This window comes from Gordonia shandongensis DSM 45094, from assembly GCF_000423025.1.
GTDB lineage: Bacteria > Actinomycetota > Actinomycetes > Mycobacteriales > Mycobacteriaceae > Gordonia > Gordonia shandongensis.
This window is the reverse complement of the sequence record NZ_AUHE01000011.1, coordinates 59,778-81,057: the sequence shown is the minus strand read 5'-3', so window position 1 is coordinate 81,057 and position 21,280 is coordinate 59,778. Positions and strand designations below refer to the sequence as shown.

21 protein-coding genes are annotated in these 21,280 nt (G+C 68.8%); 2 read left to right on the top strand and 19 right to left on the bottom strand.

Annotated features, from left to right (window positions below):
* The first annotated feature begins 227 nt into the window (after positions 1–227).
* Positions 228–2,306 carry a CocE/NonD family hydrolase gene (locus G528_RS0110820; protein ID WP_051198690.1) on the top strand — a complete coding sequence of 693 codons (2,079 nt, stop codon included), beginning with the start codon at positions 228–230 and terminating at the stop codon, positions 2,304–2,306.
* Between the two features lie 42 nt (positions 2,307–2,348).
* On the opposite strand, the gene G528_RS0110815 is transcribed toward G528_RS0110820, so the two are convergent.
* The 19 genes from G528_RS0110815 to hisD all read right to left on the bottom strand — a co-directional run bounded on the left by G528_RS0110815 (position 2,349) and on the right by hisD (position 19,277).
* On the bottom strand, positions 2,349–2,825 hold the full coding sequence (locus G528_RS0110815; RefSeq protein ID WP_026918982.1) for a hypothetical protein: 477 nt from the start codon (positions 2,823–2,825) through the stop codon (positions 2,349–2,351).
* Positions 2,826–2,840: 15 nt separating this feature from the next.
* Positions 2,841–3,737, bottom strand: coding sequence for an acyl-CoA thioesterase (locus G528_RS0110810; protein ID WP_026918981.1), 897 nt, complete (start codon positions 3,735–3,737; stop codon positions 2,841–2,843).
* Between the two features lie 36 nt (positions 3,738–3,773).
* The gene (gene pyk / locus G528_RS0110805; protein ID WP_026918980.1) at positions 3,774–5,207 is read right to left on the bottom strand and encodes a pyruvate kinase; all 1,434 of its coding nucleotides are present in this window, start codon (positions 5,205–5,207) and stop codon (positions 3,774–3,776) included.
* A 10-nt stretch (positions 5,208–5,217) separates the two neighbouring features.
* Positions 5,218–6,831: a prolipoprotein diacylglyceryl transferase gene (gene lgt / locus G528_RS0110800; RefSeq protein WP_026918979.1), complete on the bottom strand. Its 1,614-nt coding sequence runs from the start codon at positions 6,829–6,831 to the stop codon at positions 5,218–5,220.
* Positions 6,832–6,864: 33 nt separating this feature from the next.
* Complete coding sequence (trpA, locus tag G528_RS0110795; RefSeq protein ID WP_026918978.1) at positions 6,865–7,671, bottom strand: tryptophan synthase subunit alpha; 807 nt, start codon at positions 7,669–7,671, stop codon at positions 6,865–6,867.
* Positions 7,668–9,026: a tryptophan synthase subunit beta gene (trpB, locus tag G528_RS0110790; protein WP_026918977.1), complete on the bottom strand. Its 1,359-nt coding sequence runs from the start codon at positions 9,024–9,026 to the stop codon at positions 7,668–7,670. Before trpB ends, trpA begins: the two co-directional genes overlap by 4 nt.
* Before the next feature lie 54 nt (positions 9,027–9,080).
* Positions 9,081–9,899 carry an indole-3-glycerol phosphate synthase TrpC gene (gene trpC, locus G528_RS0110785; protein ID WP_026918976.1) on the bottom strand — a complete coding sequence of 273 codons (819 nt, stop codon included), beginning with the start codon at positions 9,897–9,899 and terminating at the stop codon, positions 9,081–9,083.
* Between the two features lie 81 nt (positions 9,900–9,980).
* A complete protein-coding gene (locus tag G528_RS0110780) occupies positions 9,981–10,700 on the bottom strand; it encodes a TIGR02234 family membrane protein (protein ID WP_026918975.1) in 720 nt (239 codons plus the stop codon).
* Entirely contained in the window at positions 10,697–12,262 is a 1,566-nt protein-coding gene (locus tag G528_RS0110775; RefSeq protein ID WP_245569745.1) for an anthranilate synthase component I, read from the bottom strand. Before G528_RS0110775 ends, G528_RS0110780 begins: the two co-directional genes overlap by 4 nt.
* Before the next feature lie 26 nt (positions 12,263–12,288).
* Positions 12,289–12,468: a tautomerase family protein gene (locus G528_RS0110770; protein WP_026918973.1), complete on the bottom strand. Its 180-nt coding sequence runs from the start codon at positions 12,466–12,468 to the stop codon at positions 12,289–12,291.
* A gap of 9 nt (positions 12,469–12,477) precedes the next feature.
* Positions 12,478–12,852: a phosphoribosyl-AMP cyclohydrolase gene (gene hisI / locus G528_RS17215; protein WP_035719721.1), complete on the bottom strand. Its 375-nt coding sequence runs from the start codon at positions 12,850–12,852 to the stop codon at positions 12,478–12,480.
* A gap of 15 nt (positions 12,853–12,867) precedes the next feature.
* Positions 12,868–13,641 carry an imidazole glycerol phosphate synthase subunit HisF gene (gene hisF / locus G528_RS0110760; protein ID WP_026918972.1) on the bottom strand — a complete coding sequence of 258 codons (774 nt, stop codon included), beginning with the start codon at positions 13,639–13,641 and terminating at the stop codon, positions 12,868–12,870.
* Positions 13,638–14,471: an inositol monophosphatase family protein gene (locus G528_RS0110755; protein WP_026918971.1), complete on the bottom strand. Its 834-nt coding sequence runs from the start codon at positions 14,469–14,471 to the stop codon at positions 13,638–13,640. Before G528_RS0110755 ends, hisF begins: the two co-directional genes overlap by 4 nt.
* Before the next feature lie 7 nt (positions 14,472–14,478).
* A complete protein-coding gene (gene priA, locus G528_RS0110750; protein WP_026918970.1) occupies positions 14,479–15,231 on the bottom strand; it encodes a bifunctional 1-(5-phosphoribosyl)-5-((5-phosphoribosylamino)methylideneamino)imidazole-4-carboxamide isomerase/phosphoribosylanthranilate isomerase PriA in 753 nt (250 codons plus the stop codon).
* 12 nt (positions 15,232–15,243) lie between these two features.
* Positions 15,244–15,540 (bottom strand): hypothetical protein, encoded by a 297-nt coding sequence (locus G528_RS0110745; protein WP_035719720.1) that lies wholly within the window; start codon positions 15,538–15,540, stop codon positions 15,244–15,246.
* Positions 15,540–16,178, bottom strand: a complete 639-nt coding sequence (gene hisH, locus G528_RS0110740; protein WP_026918968.1) for an imidazole glycerol phosphate synthase subunit HisH — start codon at positions 16,176–16,178, stop codon at positions 15,540–15,542. The genes G528_RS0110745 and hisH overlap by 1 nt, the downstream gene beginning before the upstream one ends.
* On the bottom strand, positions 16,175–16,828 hold the full coding sequence (gene hisB, locus G528_RS0110735) for an imidazoleglycerol-phosphate dehydratase HisB (RefSeq protein ID WP_026918967.1): 654 nt from the start codon (positions 16,826–16,828) through the stop codon (positions 16,175–16,177). Before hisB ends, hisH begins: the two co-directional genes overlap by 4 nt.
* Positions 16,829–16,833: 5 nt before the next feature.
* Positions 16,834–17,955 (bottom strand): histidinol-phosphate transaminase, encoded by a 1,122-nt coding sequence (locus G528_RS0110730; RefSeq protein WP_026918966.1) that lies wholly within the window; start codon positions 17,953–17,955, stop codon positions 16,834–16,836.
* Positions 17,952–19,277, bottom strand: coding sequence for a histidinol dehydrogenase (hisD, locus tag G528_RS0110725; RefSeq protein WP_026918965.1), 1,326 nt, complete (start codon positions 19,275–19,277; stop codon positions 17,952–17,954). The genes G528_RS0110730 and hisD overlap by 4 nt, the downstream gene beginning before the upstream one ends.
* A gap of 216 nt (positions 19,278–19,493) precedes the next feature.
* Here hisD and G528_RS0110720 point away from each other — a divergent pair, with 216 nt between their 5' ends.
* On the top strand, positions 19,494–21,257 hold the full coding sequence (locus G528_RS0110720) for a DUF222 domain-containing protein (protein ID WP_245569744.1): 1,764 nt from the start codon (positions 19,494–19,496) through the stop codon (positions 21,255–21,257).
* Positions 21,258–21,280: the final 23 nt, after the last annotated feature.

Here is a 21,280-nt window from a genome sequence, read left to right as displayed (position 1 = left end):
CGGTGGTGGTGCGAGAGACAAGTGTACGGGCGCGCCGCCGGTGCCGACGACTCGGCCCCGAATCGCACCCTGAGAAACGCTGTGTTCAGCAAATATGGCCACGGTGCCAAATTTTGTGACCCTTTCGTTCCCGGCCCCCGACCCTTATTGTTACCTGAGAGTCACATCACAGAAGTCACATGAACCGTGTGTCGTCACCGGAGACAGCTCCTCTCGACCGCGTCGTCATGAACGTCCATCGGGGAGGAAGTCCAGTGCGCTCACAGCGATCGGTCTCTCGTATTCTGCTCGCCGTCGTCGTCGCCGCGCTCACCGCGGTACCGCTGCTCGTCGCACCGGGACCCGGCACGTCCGACGCCGCCCTCTCCGGTGCCCTGGGCGCCAAATGGACCCGCACTCACGACGGGCCGCAGAAGTACTCCGGCTACTCGGTGACCCCCGACGTGCCGATCCGCATGAGCGACGGGACCGTCCTCAAGGGCAACCTCATCCGGCCGACCGGGAAGTCCGGCAAGCCGACCTCCAAGAAGCTGCCGGTGATCGTCAACATGACGCCGTACACCAAGATGGTGTCGGCGTTGGCCGCCGAAGTGGTCAACTATCCGGTCCTGGTGCCACAGCTGATCGACCTGCTCAACGGAATCAACGTCCGCGGCACCGTCATCTCCGGCTACAACGAACTCGTCGGCGCTCTGAAGGGCGGGCTCGTCCAGACGTTCGCCTACGATCCGCAGTTGGTGAAGAGCGGATACAACATGCTCGTCGTCGACGTCCGCGGCACCGGCTTCTCGCAGGGGACCTGGCAGGTCTTCGGCGACCGCGAACGCAAGGACACCGTCGAGGTGGTCGACTGGGCTGCCAAACAGCGCTGGTCGAACGGCAAGGTCGGCATGGCCGGCGTGTCGTACTCGGCGATCAACCAGTTGCAGGCGTCCTCCGACGCACCGGGTGCACTCGGCGCCACCTTCCCGGTGGTTCCGGGCGCCGACTTGGTGCGCGACGTCATCGCCCCCGGCGGCGGTCTCGGCTTCGGGTTCCTCGCTCCCTGGCTCGCCGCCGTCAACAGTCTCAAGCTGATCCCCAACCTCGCGTCGATGTTGAACGGCACCTTCGACTGGCGGTGGTTGGCCGACAGGGTGAAGGATCCGCTGACCTACTTCGACGTGCTGATCCAGGCGATCACCACGCGCGACGTCAAGGACGTCCACGGAACCACCCGTCAGATGCTGATCGACAGCTCCCGGCGACGGCAGTCGATGTACACCGATCTGTCGAAGGTGACCACGCCGACGTTCACCATCGGCGGTTGGAACGACCTGTTCACCTTCTCCGAGGCACGCATGCTCTCGAAGCTCACCTCGCTGCCCGACGCGAAGAAGAAGCTGATCATGGATGACGGTTACCACATCACGTCGAGTTCGAACTTCGGCAGTCCCGGGCACCCCCCGCGCATCGACGTCCTCGCTCGCGCCTGGTACGACAAGTGGCTCAAGGGCATCGACAACGGCATCGAGAAGTACGCACCGGCCACCCTGGCGTCCGAACCCACCGGCAACTTCCTGCAGGGCGACACCTTCCCGCTGCCCGGGTACACCTACCAGCGGCAGTATCTGTCGGGTACGCCGTCGGGCACCGTCCACACTCCCGTCGGCGGCGACGGCTCCCTGGGCCGATCCGCCCCTGCTCGGAAGGCGGTCCGCGAGGTCAAACCGGGTCTCTCGACGCTGTGCGGCCGCGACAACGCACAATCGACAATCGGCATCACCGCGTTCTTCGACTTCTGCGGAAAGGACTCGCGGATCACCGAGGTGGCCGCGCAGACGTTCACCGGCAAACCCGCCGCGAAACTGACCCGGATCAGCGGGACGCCCGTGGTCCATCTGCGCCAGCGAGTTCAAGCCTCCGACGGCTACTGGCACGCCACGGTCAACGTCGTGTCGCCGGACGGCCGCTCCCAGGTCGTCTCGATGGGGCAGCTGATGGTCTCACTGCGTGACGTCGACAAGACCAAGAGCGGATATGCACCCAACGGCGACCTCACCGATCCGTACCTGTACCTCTCACTCGACCACTACCGGCCGGTCAAACCGGGTCAGATCCTCAACGTCGACATCCCGATGTCGGCGACGCAGGCCGCACTGAAGCCCGGTGACCGACTTCGCGTGGACATCTATTCGTTCAACTTCTCGAAGGCGCTGCCCCTGGGCCCCGGTCTCTGGTCGTCTCAACTGCGCCCGCAGTACATCCACATCGACCCGAAGAACCCGAGTTGGGTGAATGTGCCGCTGTCGCGGCCGCTGCGCTGATGCGGCGGCGGACGCCGACGAGATCGTTCGACGCCGACCGAATCAGTCGATGAGCGCGCCCGACGCGAGCGACTGGTAGGAGACCAGGACGCGGTAGTCCTCGCCGATCTGCAGCGTGTAGAGATCGGTCCGGCGCACATCGTCGATCTCGAACCCGAGCAGACAGACACCGCTCGACAGGGTCGCCGTCTCGTCGAGTCGACCGCGCCCGTAGACCTCACCGGTGTCGGCGTCGACGATGCGGACGGGAGCCAGCGCACCGACCCCCCGGGCGAAAGGCTTGGTCCGGGTGGTGCAGTCGACCTGGACCACGCCCCTCGCCGTGAACGACAGACTCCCGACGACCCCCGTCACGATGGCGGCGAGAGCGGCGATGAGCAGTACCGTGCCGACGATGATGCTGCCGATCCGGATGCCCGGCTTCCAGCGACGCTGCCACCGTTTCGGCGGCAACGCCGGCCCCTGCGGAAGGAAGAACCGCATCTCCGGTGCGCCGGTCCCCTGCGTGCCATCGACCATCTGTCCCCCGATGTCTCAATTGCGTGGTGGAAAATACTTGATGAGCGCCTCTTGGACGACCGACGTCGCCAACGCCCCCTCGCGGGTGAAGAATCGCCCCGACCCGAGGCCGCGCGAGCCCGCGGCCACCGGCGATTCGGTCGCGTAGAGCATCCACTCGTCGAAACGGAACTCGCGATGGAACCACATCGAATGGTTGACGGTCGCCGCGAACAGGCGGTCGATCCCCCAGGACAGTCCGTGCGTCGTGATGATCGAGTCGAGCACCGTCGTGTCCGACGAGTAGGCCATCGCGCCGACGTGCATGAGCGGATCGTCCGGCAGCACGCCGTCGGCCTTCATCCACGCCCGATTGTGGTTCAACCGCTCCCCCGTCGCCTTCATCTTCCACGTCGGATCGTTGGCGAACCGGATGTCGATCGGGTGCAGCGCGTTGACGAACGCCTCGATCTGCTCCTCGTATCCCTTGAAGTGCTCGTCGATCGTCGGCAGTTCCTCCGGGTACGGCACCTCCGGAATCTCGACGGCGTGCTCGAGACCGGCGGAGTTGTCCTGGAAGGACACCAGCATCGTGAAGATCACTTCGCCGTCCTGTTTCGCGGTGACCTGACGGTTGGCGAACGCCCGGCCGTCGCGATACCGGTCGACGTGGTACTCCAGCGGCTTGCTCACATCGCCGCCGCGCACGAAGTGCGCGTGCAGCGCGTGCACCGGCGGCGCACCCTTCACGATGGTCCGCCCGGCTGCGACGACCCCCTGCCCGAGGAGTTGCCCGCCGAACGTTCGAGCCGTCAACTGGTCGGGATGCTGACCGACGAACAGGTCGTCGTCGACCCGCTGGACGTCGAGCAGTCGAACGAGGGTCTCCAGGTCGGTCGTCGCGGCGGCTGCGGTGGCGTCGGCGTCAGTCATCCCTCCAGCCTATGCCAGGGCGCGCCGACGACCCGCTCAGTGGTCCTGTTCGCCGATGCGGTGCACGTGCACGAAGTTCGTCGACCCGACCACCGAGGCCGGTGCGCCGGCGATGATGACGACGGTGTCACCGCGTTTGAGCCTGCCGTTCGCGATGAGGACGTCGTCGACCTGATCGATCATGTCGTCGGTGTGCTGCATGCGGGCCACGAGGACGGACTCGACGCCCCAGCTGACCGCCATCTGCCGATGGGTCGCCTCGGTGGCCGTCATCCCGATGAGCGGGACGCGCGAATGGAGTCGGGCCACCCGTCGAACGGTGTCGCCGGATTCGGTGAACGCGATCATCGCGGCCGCCCCCAGTCGTTCGGCGATGTCTCGCGCCGCATAGGTCACCACTCCGCGTCGAGTGCGCGGCACATGGGTCAGCGGCGGCACGTCACGGTTCCCGCCTTCGGCCGCGGTGACGATCCGCCCCATGGTTCGCACGGTGTCGTGCGGGTATCGGCCGACCGAGGTCTCACCCGAGAGCATCACGGCGTCGGCGCCGTCGAGGACGGCGTTCGCGACGTCCGAGGCCTCGGCGCGTGTGGGACGTGAGTTCTCGATCATCGAGTCGAGCATCTGCGTCGCGACGATCACCGGCTTGGCGTTCTCCCGAGCCATCTGAATCGCCCGCTTCTGCACCAGCGGCACCTGTTCGAGCGGCATCTCGACACCCAGGTCGCCGCGAGCGACCATGATGGCGTCGAACGCGAGCACCACGGCTTCGAGGTTTTCGATGGCTTCGGGCTTCTCCAACTTCGCGACCACCGGAACCCGTCGGCCGACGCGGTCCATGACCTCGTGCACCAGCTCGATGTCCGACGGACTCCGCACGAACGACAGGGCGACCAGGTCGACCCCGAGCGCGATCGCGAACTCGAGGTCCGCGATGTCCTTGTCTGAGAGTGCGGGCACCGAGATCTTCATCCCCGGCATCGACAGGCCCTTGTTGTTGCTGACGGTTCCGCCCTCGGTGACGAGGCAGACGACGTCCGGTCCCTCCACACGGAGCACGGTGAGTCCGACCTTGCCGTCGTCCACCAGCAGCCGATCACCGGCCACGGCGTCCTGGGCGAGCTGCTTGTACGTGGTGGAGACCCGTCCCTGATCGCCGAGAACGTCCTCGACGGTGATCCGGATCTCGTCACCGGTCCGCCAGTCGACGGCCCCGTTGGGGCGGCCGTTGTCCTCGAACCTCCCGAGGCGGATCTTGGGCCCCTGGAGGTCGGCGAGGATGCCGACTCCCTTGCCGGTCGCGGCCGACGCCTCGCGGACGGCGTCGTACACGCGTCGGTGGTCGTCGTGGGTGCCGTGGCTGAAATTCAGTCGGGCGACGTCCATTCCGCACTCGACGAGCTCGGTGATGCTCGCCGGAGAGTCGGTGGCCGGGCCCAGGGTGCAGACGATCTTTGTTCGACGAGTCACGTCCACCAGGCTAGTCGGCCTCGCCCGAGGTGTCGCGCTCAGCGTCGTCATCGGACTCGTCGCCGGCACTCGCATCACTGGCACTCGAATCCCTGGGACTCGAATCACCGTCCGTGTCGGCGGCCCGCCGGATCTCGATCGCGCCGGCCGAGCCTCCGGGGTTCTGCTCGATGATCGTGATGCCCTCGAACTGGTCGTCGACCGGAGTGACCGTGTATCCGGTGGTCTCCGCCGACTCGACCGCAGGCGTCGACGCCGGCGAATCCTCGGTGTCGGTGGTCCCCTCGGTGTCGGCGGGCCCCTCGGTATCGGTGGGCTCCGCAGGCTCCTCGTCGTCCGTGTCCAGATCTGACCGGTCGGCCCCACCGTCGGGCGAGGGGACGTCGGGAGAGGGGACGTCGGGTGAGGGGACGTCGGGCGAGGAGAGGTCGACCTGGGTCTCGACGAACTCGCCGCCGTCGGAGTCGGGAGCCTGCAGCAGATCATCGTCGACGGAGCCGTCGCTCGGCGCCGCGACGTCGAGGGATTCCTCGGTCACGACGAAGTCGGGCGCGTCACCCGCCGTCTCCGCGTCGTCCCAGCTCTCCTCGCCGTCCCAGGTGTCCTCGCCGTCCCAGCTCTCCTCGCCGTCCCAGCTCTCCTCGTCGTCCCAGCTCTCCTCGTCATCCCAGCTCTCCTCGTCATCCCAGTCGTCGAGGCTCGGGGGCACATAGCCCACCGCGCCCTCGGCGGCGAGCTCGTCGGCGCGGTCCGGCCAGTACATCGACAGACCCTGCTCACGCCCCTTGCGTGCCATCACGACATACAGCGCCGCACAGATGAACACGATCGCCGAGGTGAAGACGTTGATCCGGATGCCGAAGAGCTCCGTCGCGTAATCATCCCGCAGAAGTTCCACACCGAATCGACCGACGCAGTAACCGGCCACGTAGAGGGCGAACAGACGCCCGTGACCGATCGAGAAACGCCGGTCGAGGAGAACGAGGGCGATCACGACGATCACATTCCAGACCAGTTCGTACAGGAACGTCGGGTGGACCACCCGGTCGACGACTCCCGTGGAGACGCCGTCGATCACGTTGTACCCGGTCGGGCCTCCCGACGCCTCGCGGCGTTCGAAGATCTCCAGCCCCCACGGCACCGTGGTCTCCCGGCCGAAGAGCTCCTGATTGAAGTAGTTGCCCAGGCGACCGACCGCCTGCGCCAGCAGGATCGCGGGGGCGATCGCGTCGCCGAAGGCGGGCAGTTTGATGCCCATCGTCCGCGCACCGAGCCATGCGCCGAGGGCGCCGAAGGCGACGGCCCCCCAGATCCCGAGTCCACCGTCCCAGATGCGGAAGACCGCGCCGAGACCTCGGCCGCCGGCACCGAAATACGTGCTCCAGTCGGTCAGGACGTGATAGATGCGTCCGCCGACGAGCCCGAACGGCACGGCCCAGAGGGCCACGTCGATGACCTCGCCCGGCTGTCCGCCCCTGGCTTGCCAGCGACGGCTGCCCCACCAGCAGGCGATGATGATGCCGACGATGATGCACAGGGCGTAGGCGCGGATCGGAACCGGACCGAGGTGCCACACACCCTGGGACGGACTCGGAATGTAGGCGAGGACGCTTGGGTCAGTCACACGTGCCACAGTATCGTGCGCAGACCCGAACGGTCAGCGGCGGGCGCGCCGCACACCGTCCGCCAGATCGGCGATGAGGTCCGCGACGGCGTCCTGCCCGGAGTCTGCGGCCGCGACGATCGCCGAGCCGACGATCACACCGTCGGCATACGCGCCGATCTGCGCTGCCTGGTCGCCGTCGCGGACGCCGAGTCCGACGCCGATCGGGATGTCCGAGTACTCGCGGACTCGCGCGCACAGATCCGGTGCGGCATTCGACACGGCGTCGCGGGCACCGGTGACGCCCATCGTCGACGCGGCGTACACGAATCCCCGGCAGTTGTCGACGGTGAGCGCGATCCGTTCGGCCGTCGACGACGGCGCGACGAGATAGATGCGGTCCAGGTCGTGCGCCTCGGACGCGGCGAACCAGTCGTCGCCCTCCTCCGGGATGAGATTCGGCGTGATGATGCCGGTCCCGCCCGCGGCGGCGAGATCACGGGCGAACGCGTCGACACCGTATTTGAGGACGAGATTCCAGTAGCTCATCACCACCGGCTTAGCCCCCGCGTCCGCGATGGCCTCGGCGGCGGTGAACACGTCCCGGACGCGGGTCCCCGCCGACAGGGCGGTCTCGGCGGCCCGCGCGATCGTCGGCCCGTCCATCACGGGATCGGAGTAGGGCACGCCGATCTCGACGATGTCGCAGCCGACCGCCACCATGGTTCGGACCGTGTCCAGCGACGTCGCGAGATCGGGGTATCCCACCGGGAAGTAGCCGATCAGGGCGGCGCGGTCCTCGGCTCGGCAGGCGGCGAACGTCTCGCCCAACCGTGACGCGGGTGCGGTGTGGACGCTCACTGGTTGCTCTCCCCTGCATCGGCGCCGCGTCCGGACTCCCCGGCGAGGCGTGCTGCGTACTCGGTCTCCGACGGCGGTTTGTCGAACAGGTCGAACCATTCCGCCGCCGTGTCGACGTCCTTGTCGCCGCGACCGGAGAGGTTGACGACGATGACGGCGTCGGGGCCGAGTTCGCGGCCCAGCGTCAGCGCGCCGGCCACCGCGTGCGCCGACTCGATCGCCGGGATGATGCCCTCCTTGCGCGACAGCAGCGCCAGTGCGTCCATCGCTTCGGAGTCCGTGACCGGCCGGTATTCGGCACGACCCGTCTCCAACAGGTGCGCGTGCTCGGGCCCCACGCCCGGATAGTCGAGGCCCGCCGAGATCGAATGCGACTCGACGGTCTGGCCGTCGTCGTCCTGCAAGAGGTAGGAGTACGCGCCCTGGAACGCCCCCGGCGATCCGCCGGCGAACGTGGCCGCATGCCTGCCGGTCTCGACACCGTCGCCGGCGGCTTCGAAGCCGACGAGCCGGACCCCGGCGTCCTCGAGGAACGGATGGAAGATGCCGATGGCGTTGGACCCGCCGCCGACGCAGGCCGTCACCGCATCGGGCAGCCTCCCGACCTTCTCTTTGATCTGCACTCGAGCCTCCATGCCGATGACGCGCTGCAGGTCGCGGACGATCATCGGGAAGGGGTGCGGGCCGGCTGCCGTGCCGAAGGCGTAGTACGTGTTCTCGGCGTTCGTCACCCAGTCGCGCATCGCCTCGTTGATCGCGTCCTTGAGCGTCGCCGATCCCGTCTCGACGGCGACGACGGTCGCGCCGAGCAGACGCATCCGCGCCACGTTGAGTGCCTGACGCTCGGTGTCGACACGCCCCATGTAGATGAGGCATTCCAGGCCCAGGAGCGCGGCGGCGGTCGCGGTGGCGACGCCGTGTTGGCCGGCACCGGTCTCCGCGATGAGTCGGGTCTTGCCCATCCGTGTCGCCAGGAGCGCCTGACCGAGCACGTTGTTGATCTTGTGCGAACCGGTGTGGTTGAGGTCCTCCCGTTTGAGGAACAGCCGGGCGCCGCCCGCGTCCTCGCGCAGGCGCTGCGCCTCGTACAGCGGCGAGGGCCGGCCCGTGTAGTCACGCTGCAGCCGGTCCAACTCGTCGAGGAACGTCGAGTCGGTCCGCACCTTCTCGTAGGTGGCCGTCACCTCTTCGATCACCGCCATCAGCGCCTCCGGCACGTGGCGACCGCCGAACGCACCCCAGTGGCCCCGCTCGTCCGGCCCGATCGGGTGGACGTCGGCGACACCGGCGCTGGCCTGCGGGAGGGCAGCCGGATCGCCGGTCTCGGGGTGTCCGGCCTCGGGGAGTTCAGTCACGTCTCTCAGTATCCTCATCGATCGAAGTCGGCGGCAACCGGATTACCGTCGGCGTCAGCGGGAGGGTTTGGGGCACGACGGGTGCGACCCCGCAGTCACCAGATCCGCGACGGCCAGGCGCGGATCACCGCTGGTCACCACGCCCTCGCCGACGAGGATCGCATCGGCCCCCGCTCCGGCGTAGGCGAGCAGGTCGGCGGGTCCCCGAACTCCGGACTCGGCCACCTTGATGACGTTCGACGGGAGCCCCGGCGCGATGCGCGCAAAGGAGTCCCGGTCGACGTCGAGGGTCTTGAGGTTCCGGGCGTTGACGCCGACCACCGAGGCACCTGCCTCCAGCGCACGGTCGGCCTCCTCCTCGGTGTGCACCTCCACCAGTGCCGTCATCCCCAGAGACTCGGTCCGGTCGAGCAGCGACGCCAACACGTTCTGCTCGAGCGCCGCCACGATGAGCAGGATGACGTCGGCACCGTGAGCGCGGGCCTCGTGGATCTGGTACGGCCCGACGATGAAGTCCTTGCGGAGGATCGGGATGTCGATCGTCGCACGGACGGCGTCGAGGTCGGCCAACGATCCGCCGAACCGGCGCTCCTCGGTCAGGACGCTCACGATGCGCGCACCGCCGTCCTCGTACGCCTTCGCCAGATCCGCGGGGTCCGGGATGTTCGCGAGCTGCCCCTTGGACGGACTGGCCCGCTTGACCTCGGCGATCACGGCGATGTCCGACTGACTCAGCGCCGCCATCGCGTCACGCGGCGGCGGCGCGGTCTCCGCGGCCCGCTTGACGGCGGCGAGGTCGAGAACCGCTTCACGCGCAGCGACGTCAGCCTTGACTCCCTCGATGATCGAATCGAGCACTGACGGATTGGTCACGGCTATCGGCCCCTTTCCACGCTTGCCCTCAAGAGTAGGCAAGCCCGACGGCCGTCGACCCCCCGGGGTGCCCTACCTCGGTCAGTGCTCGTCGTCGGTGGGATCGATGCCCTCGTCGAGCGAGTCCCACAGCAGTCGTTCGTTCGACTCGGTCTCACCCCGTGTCGGCGTCTGCCCCGCGGCGGCCTGGGCCTCGGCACGTTCCCTGTCGGCGAAGACCCGCCGTTCGAGCTCCGCACGACGCGCCGCCGGCGACGAGTACTTCGACGACATGCCCGGGTCTCGTGCGGTCCGGGCCATCGCGACGGCGCCCACGACCGCTGCGACGACGGCCGCGATCACGAGGAATCCCGGCCCGGAGTTCGTCGGTATACCCGTCACCTGCGCCCGACTCGGCAGGTCGACCATCTTGGCGACGTACATGTTGTCCTCGCCGTCGGTGAGCAGCGAGATCGCCGGGATCGCCGCCAGGACCGCCAAGATCGCGACCAGGATCGCGACGGCCCGCAGCGCCCAGCCGCGGAGTGCGAACTGGACCAGGGCCGCCGCGACGATCACACCCGGGACCACCAGCAGAAGCGGGCTCCACGTGGCGCCGGTGACCGTCCATTCCCGAGGCGGTCCGAGCCGGTCGGCGGTCAGCACCTGCGCCCACGTGAGCTGGGACGCCCCCCACAGGCCGGCCGCGGCGAGCAGCAGCAGCACCAGCGCCACCAGCTGCCACCGACGGTTCGCGGTGGCAGCGGCGGGACGCGCACCGGGTTCCGGGACGTCCGGCGTCGTCGGATCTGCCGAAGTCATGTCTTCTCCTGTCCCGCCACCGGCGACATGGTCCCGGCGGCGGCGATCGCCCGCAGGACCGCGGTGGCCTTGTTCCTGGCCTCGTTGTACTCGTATTCCGGATCGCTGTCGGCGACGACCCCGCCACCGGCCTGCACGTAGGCGGTGCCGCCCGACATCAGCGCGGTACGGATTGCGATGGCCGTATCGGCGTCACCCGCGAAGTCGAGGTACCCGACGACACCGCCGTACAGGCCGCGCCGCGTGATCTCGATGTTCTCGATCAACTCCATCGCCCGCACCTTCGGCGCGCCGGTCAACGTCCCCGCCGGGAAACACGCCGTCACCGCGTCGAGCGCGTGTTTGTCGTCGCGCAGCGTCCCCGACACGGTCGAGACCAGGTGCATCACGTGGCTGTAGCGTTCCACCCGTCGGTAGTCGGTGACCCGGACCGTTCCGGGGCGACACACCCGCCCGAGATCGTTGCGTCCCAGATCGACCAGCATCAGATGTTCGGAGTTCTCCTTCTCATCCTCCAGCAGCCCCTTGGCCAGCAACTGGTCTTCGCCCTCGGTGGCCCCGCGCCACCGGGTGCCCGCGATCGGGTGCGTCGTCGCGACCCGGTCGGCCACCGTCACCAACGCCTCCGGCGACGAACCGACGATCGTGAACGGATCACGGTCGATCCCCGGCATGTGCAGCAGATACATGTACGGACTCGGGTTCGACGCCCGCAGCACCCGGTACACGTCGAGGGGATCGGCCTCGGAGTCCATCTCGAAGCGCATCGACGGGACCACCTGGAACGCCTCACCGGCCTCGATCTCGTCGACCAGCCCGGTGACGATCTCCCGATAGTCGTCGAGGGTTCGTTGCGAGGTGTGCTCCGGATCGGGCCGCGAGAACGTCGACACCGTCGAGGGTGCCGGCGCCGCCAGCGACTCGGTCATGGCGTCCAACCGTGCCACCGCGTCGCGGTAGGCGTCGGCCGCACCGTCCTGCGCACCGTTCCAGTTCACGGCGTTCGCGATGAGGGTGATGGTGCCCTCGTGATGATCGAATGCCGCCAGATCCGCCACGAGCAGCCAGAACATGTCGGGCAGCCCCAGGTCGTCGACGGTGTTCTCGGGGAGTCGTTCCAGACGACGCACCAGGTCGTACGCCATGAAACCGACGAATCCGCCGGTGAGCGGCGGCATTCCGGCGAGCGGGTCGGTGTGCAGAAGCCGCAGCGACTCGGCCAACGCGTCGAGCGGGTCGCCGCCGGTCGGCGCGCCGGCGGGCACATCCCCCCACCAGTGGGCCTGCCCGTCGCGCACCGTGAGCGCCGAGCGGGTTCCCGCACCGATGAACGACCACCGCGACCACGACTGTCCGTTGGGCGCGGACTCGAGCAGGAACGTGCCCTCGCGCAGCGAGCCGCCGGGCGCTCGCGAGTCCGCCGGCCCCGCAGCCCCGGTGGCGGCGAGCTTGGTGTACGCCGACAGGGGCGTCTCGGAGTCCGCGAGCACCTTGCGCGTCACCGGGACGACCCGGTGATCGACCGCCAGATCGAGGAACGTCTCCAGGGTGGTCGTGCTCATCGGACCGGTGCTCGTCGTCTGCGCACTCATCCGAGCGACTCCCCGCCCACACCCCACTGCTGGCGCGGGACCTCGGTGATCGTCACCCACACGGAGTCCGGATTCTTTCCGGTTGCGCGGGCGTACGCGTCGGTGACCGCAGCGATGGTCTCGCGTTTCACCCGATCCGACAGTCCCGGCGTCTGGGAGATCTGAATCAACGGCATCTCATGTCCTCACGTGGTTCGGGGGTCGATGTGATCGTTCGGCACGCCGAACGGCAGCGATTCGGTGTCGAAACAGCTGTGATTGCCGGTGTGGCATGCGGCGCCGACCTGGTCGACGACGAGCAGCAGGGTGTCACCGTCGCAGTCGAGCCGGATGTCGTGCACATACTGGGTGTGACCGCTCGTCTCGCCCTTGACCCAGTACTCGCGGCGCGACCGCGAGTAGTAGGTGGCGCGCCGCGTCGCCAGCGTCCGTTCCAACGCCTCGTCGTCCATCCACGCCATCATCAGGACGATGCCCGTCGACCGCTCCTGCGCGATCGCCGCGACCAGCCCGTCGGGCGTCCGTTTGAGCGCGGCCGCCAGGTCCGGTGGCAGTGCCATGATCCTCCTATCGGGTCAGCGGACGGTGACGCCGTCTCGGCGCATCGCGTCCTTGACCTGTCCGATCGTCATCTCCCCGAAGTGAAACACCGATGCGGCGAGCACCGCGTCGGCGCCGGCCGCGACCGCGGGCGCGAAATGCTCCACCGCGCCGGCCCCGCCGCTGGCGATCACCGGAACGGAGACCGCCGCCCGGAGCGCGCGGATCATCGGCAGGTCGAAGCCCGACTTGGTGCCGTCCCCGTCCATCGAGTTGAGCAGGATCTCGCCGACACCCAGTTCCTCACCGCGGCGCGCCCACTCGACGGCGTCGATCCCGGTCCCGCGCCGTCCGCCGTGCGTGGTGACCTCCCACCCGGACGGGGTGCTCACCTCCGGGTCGACGGTGGTGCGGGCGTCCACCGACAGCACGATGCACTGGGAGCCGAACCGCTCGCTCATCTCGGCGAGCACCTCCGGGCGGGCGATCGCCGCCGTGTTGACGCTGACCTTGTCGGCGCCCGCGCGGAGCATCGCGTCCACATCGTCGACCGTGCGGATCCCGCCGCCGACGGTCAACGGGATGAACACCGCATCGGCGGTGCGCCGGACGACGTCGATCATGGTTCCCCGCCCCGAACTCGACGCCGTGACGTCGAGGAAGGTCAGTTCGTCGGCGCCCTCGGCGTCGTACCGCGCCGCCAGTTCCACCGGGTCTCCCGCATCGCGCAGATTCTCGAAATTGACCCCCTTCACCACCCGACCGCCATCGACGTCCAGGCACGGGATCACGCGCACCGCCACCGTCACTTCTCAACTCTCCTTCGTTTGTCGGTCACCAGCGTGCCGGAGATGATCTCGAGCAGTTCACCGTGCAGTCGGCGGTTGCCGGTCACGAGCGACGCCGACTGCACCGTCCACGGTTCACCGTCGACGTCGGTCGCCATGCCTCCGGCCGCGAGCACCAGGGCCGCACCCGCGGCGTTGTCCCACGGTTTCGCGCTGAAGGAGACCGCTCCCCCGAACACGCCCGCCGCGACGTACGCCACGTCCGTGCCGTTCGACCCGGTCATGCGGAGCCGACCGGCCCGGTAGCTCAGCACACGCTGCAGATCGGCGCGCGCCGCGCCCGGATACCGGCCACCGGCCTTCGCATTGAACGCTCCGTACCCGATCACCGCGGATTCCAGGGGGCTGTCGGCCACGGGTCCGACGGCGTGACCGTCCACCAGGAGCGGACCGTCGGCGTGTCCGGCGAAACTCTGACCGATCAGCGGAAGCCGGGTCAGTCCGAGGACCGGGTGACCGTCGACCGTCAACGCGAGGAGCATCGCCGCCAGCGGCATGCCGACCGAATAGTTGAACGTGCCGTCGATCGGATCGAGGATCCACATGGCTCCCGTCTCGGGCGCCGGGCCGCCGAACTCCTCACCGTGCACCTCGATGCCGGTCCGTTGCTCGAGCAGTCGGCCGATGCGTTCCTCGAGCGCCAGATCGACGTCGGTCGCGAAGTCGCCCCGCCCCTTGATGTGGGTTCCCGGGGATCCGAGGCCGTCGATGAACTGCCCGGTCACCTCGTCGAGCACCGCCCCCGCGGCGTCGAGCAGGCCGGGCAGATCCAGGTCGGCCGAGTCCGTCATCGAACGGTCACCGGCTCCCTGCTGCGGCCACGGCGTCCAGTGCCTCTCCGAGCGTGAATCGGCCCGCGTAGAGCGCCTTGCCGATGATCGCGCCCTCGACGCCCACGGACGTCAGTTCGGCTATCGCCAGCAGGTCATCGATCGCCGAGATGCCTCCCGAGGCGACGACCGGCGAATCGGTGGCGCGCGCAACCTGCTCCAGCAGCTCCAGGTTCGGGCCCGTCAACGTCCCGTCCCTGCTGACGTCGGTCACCACGTATCGGGCGCAGCCGTCGCGGTTGAGGCGGTCGAGCGTCTCCCACAGGTCGCCCCCCTCGCTCACCCAACCCCGGCCGCGCACCCGATACGAGTCGCCGTCACGGGTGACGTCGAGGCCGACGGCGATGCGGTCGCCGTACTCGGCGATCGCGCGGGCACACCATCGGGGATCCTCGATCGCAGCGGTGCCCAGATTGACCCGTCGGCATCCGGTGGCGAGCGCAGCGGCCAGCGTCGCATCGTCCCGGATGCCGCCGGAGAGCTCCACGTCGACATCGACCTCGGCGGTGACGGCGGCCAGCAACTCGCGGTTGTCGCCCCGCCCGAATGCCGCGTCGAGGTCGACGAGGTGCAGCCACCGGGCACCGTCGCGCTGCCAGGCGAGGGCCGCGTCGCGCGGAGAGCCGTACGAGGTCTCCGACCCGGCCTCCCCCTGCACGAGTCGGACGGCCTGCCCGTCGACAACGTCGACGGCGGGGAGGAGTTCGAGGATCTGGCCCATCGGTTTCGGCATCTACTTTCTCGGGTGGTCGTTCTTGGCTGCCAGTTCGGCACGGCGGGCGTCGATCTCCCGCTGGACGCCGGCTGTCATCCGGCGTGAGACGAGTGCGATCACCGCGATCATCAGGACCACGGCGCCCAGCGCCACGATGAGCGCCGCCGTCGGGTGGTTCCGGCCCAGCACCATCACGACGGGCACCGCGACGATGAGGACGGCCACGCCCCCGCCGAGCGCGTACATCACCAGGCGGAGGAAGGAGAAACCCGTGTCGGAGCTCCGGCGACCGTTCGGGGTGCTGTCGGAATTCATCACAGTCCTCCGATCCAGTTGGCGAGGAGTTCGGCGCCGGCGTCCCCCGACTTCTCGGGGTGGAACTGGGTGGCGCTCAGCGGCCCGTTCTCGACGGCCGCGAGGAACGGGCCGCCGTGATCCGACCACGACGGGCGGGGTGCGGCGAGCGGAGAGCCCTCCGAATCCATCTCCCAGGTCTGCACCCCGTAGGAGTGCACGAAGTAGAAGCGGGTGCCCGCGTCGATTCCGGCGAACAGCCGCGAACCGGCGGCGACGTCGACGGTGTTCCACCCCATGTGCGGGAGGACCGGTGCCGCCAGCCGCGTCACCGAACCGGGCCATTCCCCGCAGCCCGGGGTGTCGACGCCGCCTTCCACGCCGCGGTCGAACAGGATCTGCATGCCCACGCAGATCCCGAGCACCGGTCGGCCGCCCGCGAGGCGTCGCCCGATTATCCGGTCGCCGCGAACGCCGCGCAGTCCGGCCATGCATGCGGCGAACGCCCCCACACCGGGTACGACGAGACCGTCCGCCTCGATCGCGGTGTGGAAGTCCGCCGTGATCTCCACGTCGGCACCGGCGCGTTCGAGCGCCCGCTGAGCCGAACGGAGGTTGCCCGAACCGTAGTCGAGCAGCGCCACGCGACTGCCGCTCAAAGGGCGCCCTTCGTCGACGGGACGCCGGTCGTCCGCGGATCGGATTCCACGGCCTGCCGCAGGGCTCGCGCGACGGCTTTGAACTCCGCTTCAGTGATGTGGTGCTGGTCGCGGCCGTAGAGGACCCGGACGTGCAGGGCGATCCGCGCGTTGAGGGCGATCGACTCGAACACGTGCCGGTTGAGCACGGTGCCGTACGAGACGACGGGCTTGTCGCCGCCGGAGTACCCACCGATGACCGCGGTCAACATGTGGTCGGGTTCGCCGGTGTGCACGCAGTACGGTCGCCCCGACACGTCGACGACGGCCTGAGCGAGGGTCTCGTCCATGGGGATCCAGGCGTCGCCGAACCGGCGGATCCCCGCCTTGTCGCCGAGGGCCTCCCCGATCGCCTGACCGAGGACGATGGCGGTGTCTTCGACCGTGTGATGCGCTTCGATGTCGATGTCGCCGCGGGCGTGCACCGTGAGGTCGAAGCTGCCGTGGGCGCCGAAGGCGGTCAACATGTGGTCGAAGAACGGCACCGACGTGTCGATGTCGGTCGTCCCGGTGCCGTCGAGGTCGATCTCGACGGTGATCGACGATTCGCGGGTGGTCCGTTCCACCCGGGCGACGCGGCGTCCGGCGGATGTGGGCTGGGCTGTGGTCACTGCTGCTACTGCTGCTTTCGGTCGGTGGCGGACAGCTCGGCGCTGACCGCGAGGAAGGCGTCGTTCTCTGCGGGCAGTCCAATGGTCGCACGGAGACGGCCCGGAATGCCGACATCCCTGATCAGGACCCCGCGGTCGAGGTAGCGCTGCCAGGTGGCGGGTGCGTCGTCGAACTCCCCGAACAGGATGAAGTTGGCGTCCGACGGGGTGACCGCGTACCCCATCGCGGCGAGCGCTGCGACCACGCGGTCGCGTTCGGCGGCGATGGCGGCGACGCCGCCGAGTGTCTCGGACGCGTGTCGGAGGGCCGCCCGCGCCGCCGCCTGAGTGATCACCGACAGGTGATACGGGAGCCGGACCAGCAGGAGCGCCTCGATCATCGCCGGCGCGGCGGCCAGATAGCCGAGGCGTCCTCCCGCGAAGGCGAACGCCTTGCTCATCGTGCGCGTGACGATCACGGAGGTGCCGTACTCCTCGATCAGGTGCACGGCACTCGGCTGCGACGAGAACTCGCCGTAGGCCTCGTCGACGATCACGATGCCCGGTGCCGCGTCGATGATGGCGCGAAGGTCGTCGAGCGGCACGCTGCCGCCCGTCGGATTGTTCGGCGACGTCACGAAGACCACGTCGGGACGGTGTTCGGTGATCGCTGCGACCGCCGCGGACGCGTCCAACGAGAAGTCCTCGGCCCGCGCCGCCGGGATCCATCGGGTCTGCGTGCCGTCGGAGATGATCGGGTGCATGGAGTACGACGGCACGAAGCCCATGGCCGAGCGTCCGGGCCCGCCGAACGCCTGCAGGATCTGCTGCAGGATCTCATTCGACCCGTTGGCGGCCCACATGTTGTCGATGGTCAACGGCACTCCGGTGGCGCCGCTGAGGTAGTCGGCGAGGTCGCCGCGCAGTCCCACGGCGTCGCGGTCCGGATAGCGGTGCAATTCGTCGGCCGCCGCGGCGACCGCCTTGGCGACGTCGTCGATCAATGCGTCGCTCGGCGGGTGCGGATTCTCATTGGTGTTGAGGACCACCGGCACCTTCAGCTGCGGGGCGCCGTACGGCGACGCGCCGCGCAGGTTGTCGCGGATCGGCAGATCCTCGAGGCGTACCCGCGCGCCCGGACCGGTCATTTCGCGGTCTCCCCGAATCGTGCCCGCACCGCTTCACCGTGCGCCGGCAGGTCTTCTGCGTCGGCGAGCGTGACGACGCGGTCGGCGATCTCGGCGAGTGCGTCGCGGTCGTAGTCGATGATGTGGACGCCGCGAAGGAACGTCTGGACCGACAGTCCCGACGCGTACTTCGCCGAACCCGAGGTGGGCAGGACGTGGTTCGATCCGGCGCTGTAGTCGCCCAGGCTCACCGGCGAGTGGGTGCCGACGAAGATCGCGCCGGCGCTGGTGACGCGGTCGGCGACGCCTCGGGCGTCGCGTGTCTGGATCTCGAGGTGTTCGGCGGCGTAGGCGTCGACCACGGCCAGACCGGCGTCGATGTCGTCGACCAGGACGATGCCCGACTGCGTGCCGGACAGTGCGGTCCGGACGCGTTCGGAGTGCTTGGTGGCCGATACGGCGCCGATGAGCGCCTCGTCGACGGCGTCGGCGAGAGCGACGCTGTCGGTGACCAGCACGGACGCCGCCAATACATCGTGTTCGGCCTGACTGATGAGGTCGGCGGCGACCACCGCGGGGTCTGCGGAGTCGTCGGCGAGGATCGCGATCTCGGTGGGCCCCGCCTCCGAGTCGATGCCGACCACGCCGCGCACCAGCCGTTTGGCCGCCGTCACGTAGATGTTGCCCGGTCCCGTGATCAGGTCGACCGGGTCGAGTGCCGTTCCATCCGTGTCCTGACCGCCGTGGGCGAGGAGAGCAACGCCCTGTGCGCCGCCGACCGCCCACACCTCGTCGACGCCGAGAAGCGCACAGGCGGCGAGGATCGTCGGGTGCGGCCATCCGCCGAAGTCGGCCTGGGCGGGCGACGCGACCACCAGCGTGTCGACGCCGGCCTCCTGCGCGGGGACGACGTTCATGATGACGCTCGACGGGTATACGGCGTTGCCGCCGGGGACGTAGAGGCCGACGCGGCGGACCGGGATCCACTTCTCGGCGACGGTGCCGCCCGGCACCACCGTGGTGACCGTGGTCTCGCGACGCTGTGCGGCGTGGACGATCCGGGCGCGGCGAATCGACTCCTCCAGGGCATCGGTCACTGCGGGGTCGAGTTCCTGCCGTGCCTGCGCGATCACCGTGGCCGGGACACGCACCGACGAGGGGCGGACGCGGTCGAACTTCTCGGTGTAGTCGAGCGCCGCGGTGGCGCCATGCTCGGCGATCGCTTCGACGACGGGGCTGACCGTGTCGAGCACGGCGTTGACGTCGGTTCCGCCTCGCGGGAGCGCCCGACGCAGTTGTCTGAGCGTCGGGGTGCTGCCCCGCAGATCGGTGCGCGTGAGCATGGTTGTGTCCGTCTCCAAATCCTGTTGGCGTGAAGACTCCATTTTCTGTGACATCTGGAGCCCCACCAGGATATGCGGTCTGGGCAAACCGATTCTGATCCGGGCCCCGCCCAGTGTGAGCCGCGGAACGCTTGGCCGGTGTTGTCGGACCCCGCGAGTATCATCGAACATGAGTTCGAGATGGTTCGGGTTCGAGATGGTTTCGGGGAGGACGCCATGACCGCGACGATGATCTTTCCGCCAGGACCGGGCACCCCCGGGCCCGGTCCGGCGTTGCGCGGGCCCGGCGAACTCGCGGAACCGTCGGTGACGGTCACCGATGAGGAGTTGGTGATCCGACTCCCCCGACCCGCCGGAGCAGCGGGCCGGGCAGCGGACGGCAGGCACATCGAGGACAGTGCAGGCGCTGAGAGCACCGCGGGCGGTGAAGGGTCTGGGCGTGATTATGCTGGGCGTGATGATGCGGCGATGATGCTCTTCGCCGCCCGCGCCGACTCCTTCCACGGTCTGGTCCTCTGGCACCGGTACCGGGCCATCTACGACCTGGCCAGTGACCGGATCGCCGAGGCCAATGCTGCCGCCGACACCAACACCGCCGCCGATGCTGCCGGGGGCGGGGATGTGTTCACGCGGCTTTATGATCCGCTGTGTCAGGTCGCCGCCTCCTACGCGGTGGTGGCCGGGGTGCGGCAGTGCACCGCTGAACGCTTCGTCGATGAGGCCCTCGCCTGCTTCGACCGCATCCCCGCCATCGGGAGACTGTTACGCGACGGGGTCCTGACGCCGTTCTGGTTCCGCCGCGTCATCGAACAAACCGCCCTCATCGACGACCCCGACATCCTGGCGTTCATCGACACCGAAGCCGCCCACCGCCTCGCAGTCATCGGCGGGCTGACCGCACGCCGGGTGGAGGACACCATCGCCGCCGTCGTGGCCGCACACGACCCGGATGCGGTCACCGCCACCCGCGAGGACACCCGCGCACAGAAGAAGGTGCTCGTCGCGCCGGTGACCGATACGGTCTCCGAACTGCTCATCACCACCTCCACCGAAGACGCCGCCCTGTGCACAGACACCATCGATGCCGTCATCGCCGGCGTGTGCCGCCACGATCCGCGCACGAAGGGAGAACGACGTGCTGATGCGGCCGTCGCCCGCCTGACCGGCACCCCGTTCGTCTGCGCGTGCAAGCGACCCGACTGCACGGCTGAACTCTCCGATGCGGATGTAGCAGCCCGGTGCGCGAGCATCGTCCTGCACGTCGTGGTCCGCAAAGAAACCCTCGACGGCAGCAGCGACACCCCCGCCGTACTCGACGGCTACGGACCGATCTCGGCGGCCCACGTCCGAGAACTAGCCCAACGCCCCGACGCGGTCACCCGGGACCTCGACCTCGGGAAACTCCTGGACCGGACTGCGCAGCGCGGTAATCCGTACCGACCGACCGCGGTCCTCGACACGGCGGTGCGGGGCCTGTTCGGGACGTGTTCGTGGGTCGGGTGTGATCGGCCCGCGTGGCGGTGCGATCTGGATCATGTCACCGAATACAACCACGCCGACCCCGGCTCGGGTGGGCCGACGTGTGCGTGCAACCTCAACCCCAAATGCCGCTTCCACCACGGCCTGAAAACCCACACCCGCGGCTGGCTCGACGACCAGATCATCGATGCCCACGGCATCGTCTGGACCGAGCTCACCACCCCGGAAGGCATCACCATCCGCCGCCAGGCCGCCAACATCTGGCTGCTCCCCGAACTCGGCCTCCTGCCCTGCGACCACAGCGACCCGACCACCAGTGGCCCGGCCGCCGACCCAACCAGCGCGACACGCCGAACAACCCGACACGCCGAGAACACACCCAAACGCACACGCACCCGCCTCGAGGCCAAACACCGATACCGGATGCAACAACGCGCGATCAACCGCCGCCACCGCCAAGCAGAACAAGCACACGCCGCTCTGACACCGCCGCCGTTCTGACACCGCCGCCGCTCTGACACCGC

Excerpts from the sequence above, each read along its gene's own strand:
- hisD (WP_026918965.1), bottom strand. The coding sequence starts at position 19,277 with ATGCTCACGCGCACCGATCTGCGGGGCAGCACCCCGACGCTCAGACAA.
- G528_RS0110755 (WP_026918971.1), bottom strand. The coding sequence starts at position 14,471 with ATGACGGACTCGGCCGACCTGGATCTGCCCGGCCTGCTCGACGCCGCG.
- priA (WP_026918970.1), bottom strand. The coding sequence starts at position 15,231 with ATGGGCCAGATCCTCGAACTCCTCCCCGCCGTCGACGTTGTCGACGGG.
- hisI (WP_035719721.1), bottom strand. The coding sequence starts at position 12,852 with ATGGCACTGCCACCGGACCTGGCGGCCGCGCTCAAACGGACGCCCGAC.
- G528_RS0110820 (WP_051198690.1), top strand. The coding sequence starts at position 228 with ATGAACGTCCATCGGGGAGGAAGTCCAGTGCGCTCACAGCGATCGGTC.
- G528_RS0110775 (WP_245569745.1), bottom strand. The coding sequence starts at position 12,262 with ATGAGCACGACCACCCTGGAGACGTTCCTCGATCTGGCGGTCGATCAC.
- G528_RS0110745 (WP_035719720.1), bottom strand. The coding sequence starts at position 15,540 with ATGAATTCCGACAGCACCCCGAACGGTCGCCGGAGCTCCGACACGGGT.
- G528_RS0110780 (WP_026918975.1), bottom strand. The coding sequence starts at position 10,700 with ATGACTTCGGCAGATCCGACGACGCCGGACGTCCCGGAACCCGGTGCG.
- G528_RS0110815 (WP_026918982.1), bottom strand. The coding sequence starts at position 2,825 with ATGGTCGATGGCACGCAGGGGACCGGCGCACCGGAGATGCGGTTCTTC.
- G528_RS0110720 (WP_245569744.1), top strand. The coding sequence starts at position 19,494 with ATGACCGCGACGATGATCTTTCCGCCAGGACCGGGCACCCCCGGGCCC.
- G528_RS0110810 (WP_026918981.1), bottom strand. The coding sequence starts at position 3,737 with ATGACTGACGCCGACGCCACCGCAGCCGCCGCGACGACCGACCTGGAG.
- G528_RS0110730 (WP_026918966.1), bottom strand. The coding sequence starts at position 17,955 with ATGACCGGTCCGGGCGCGCGGGTACGCCTCGAGGATCTGCCGATCCGC.
- G528_RS0110770 (WP_026918973.1), bottom strand. The coding sequence starts at position 12,468 with ATGCCGTTGATTCAGATCTCCCAGACGCCGGGACTGTCGGATCGGGTG.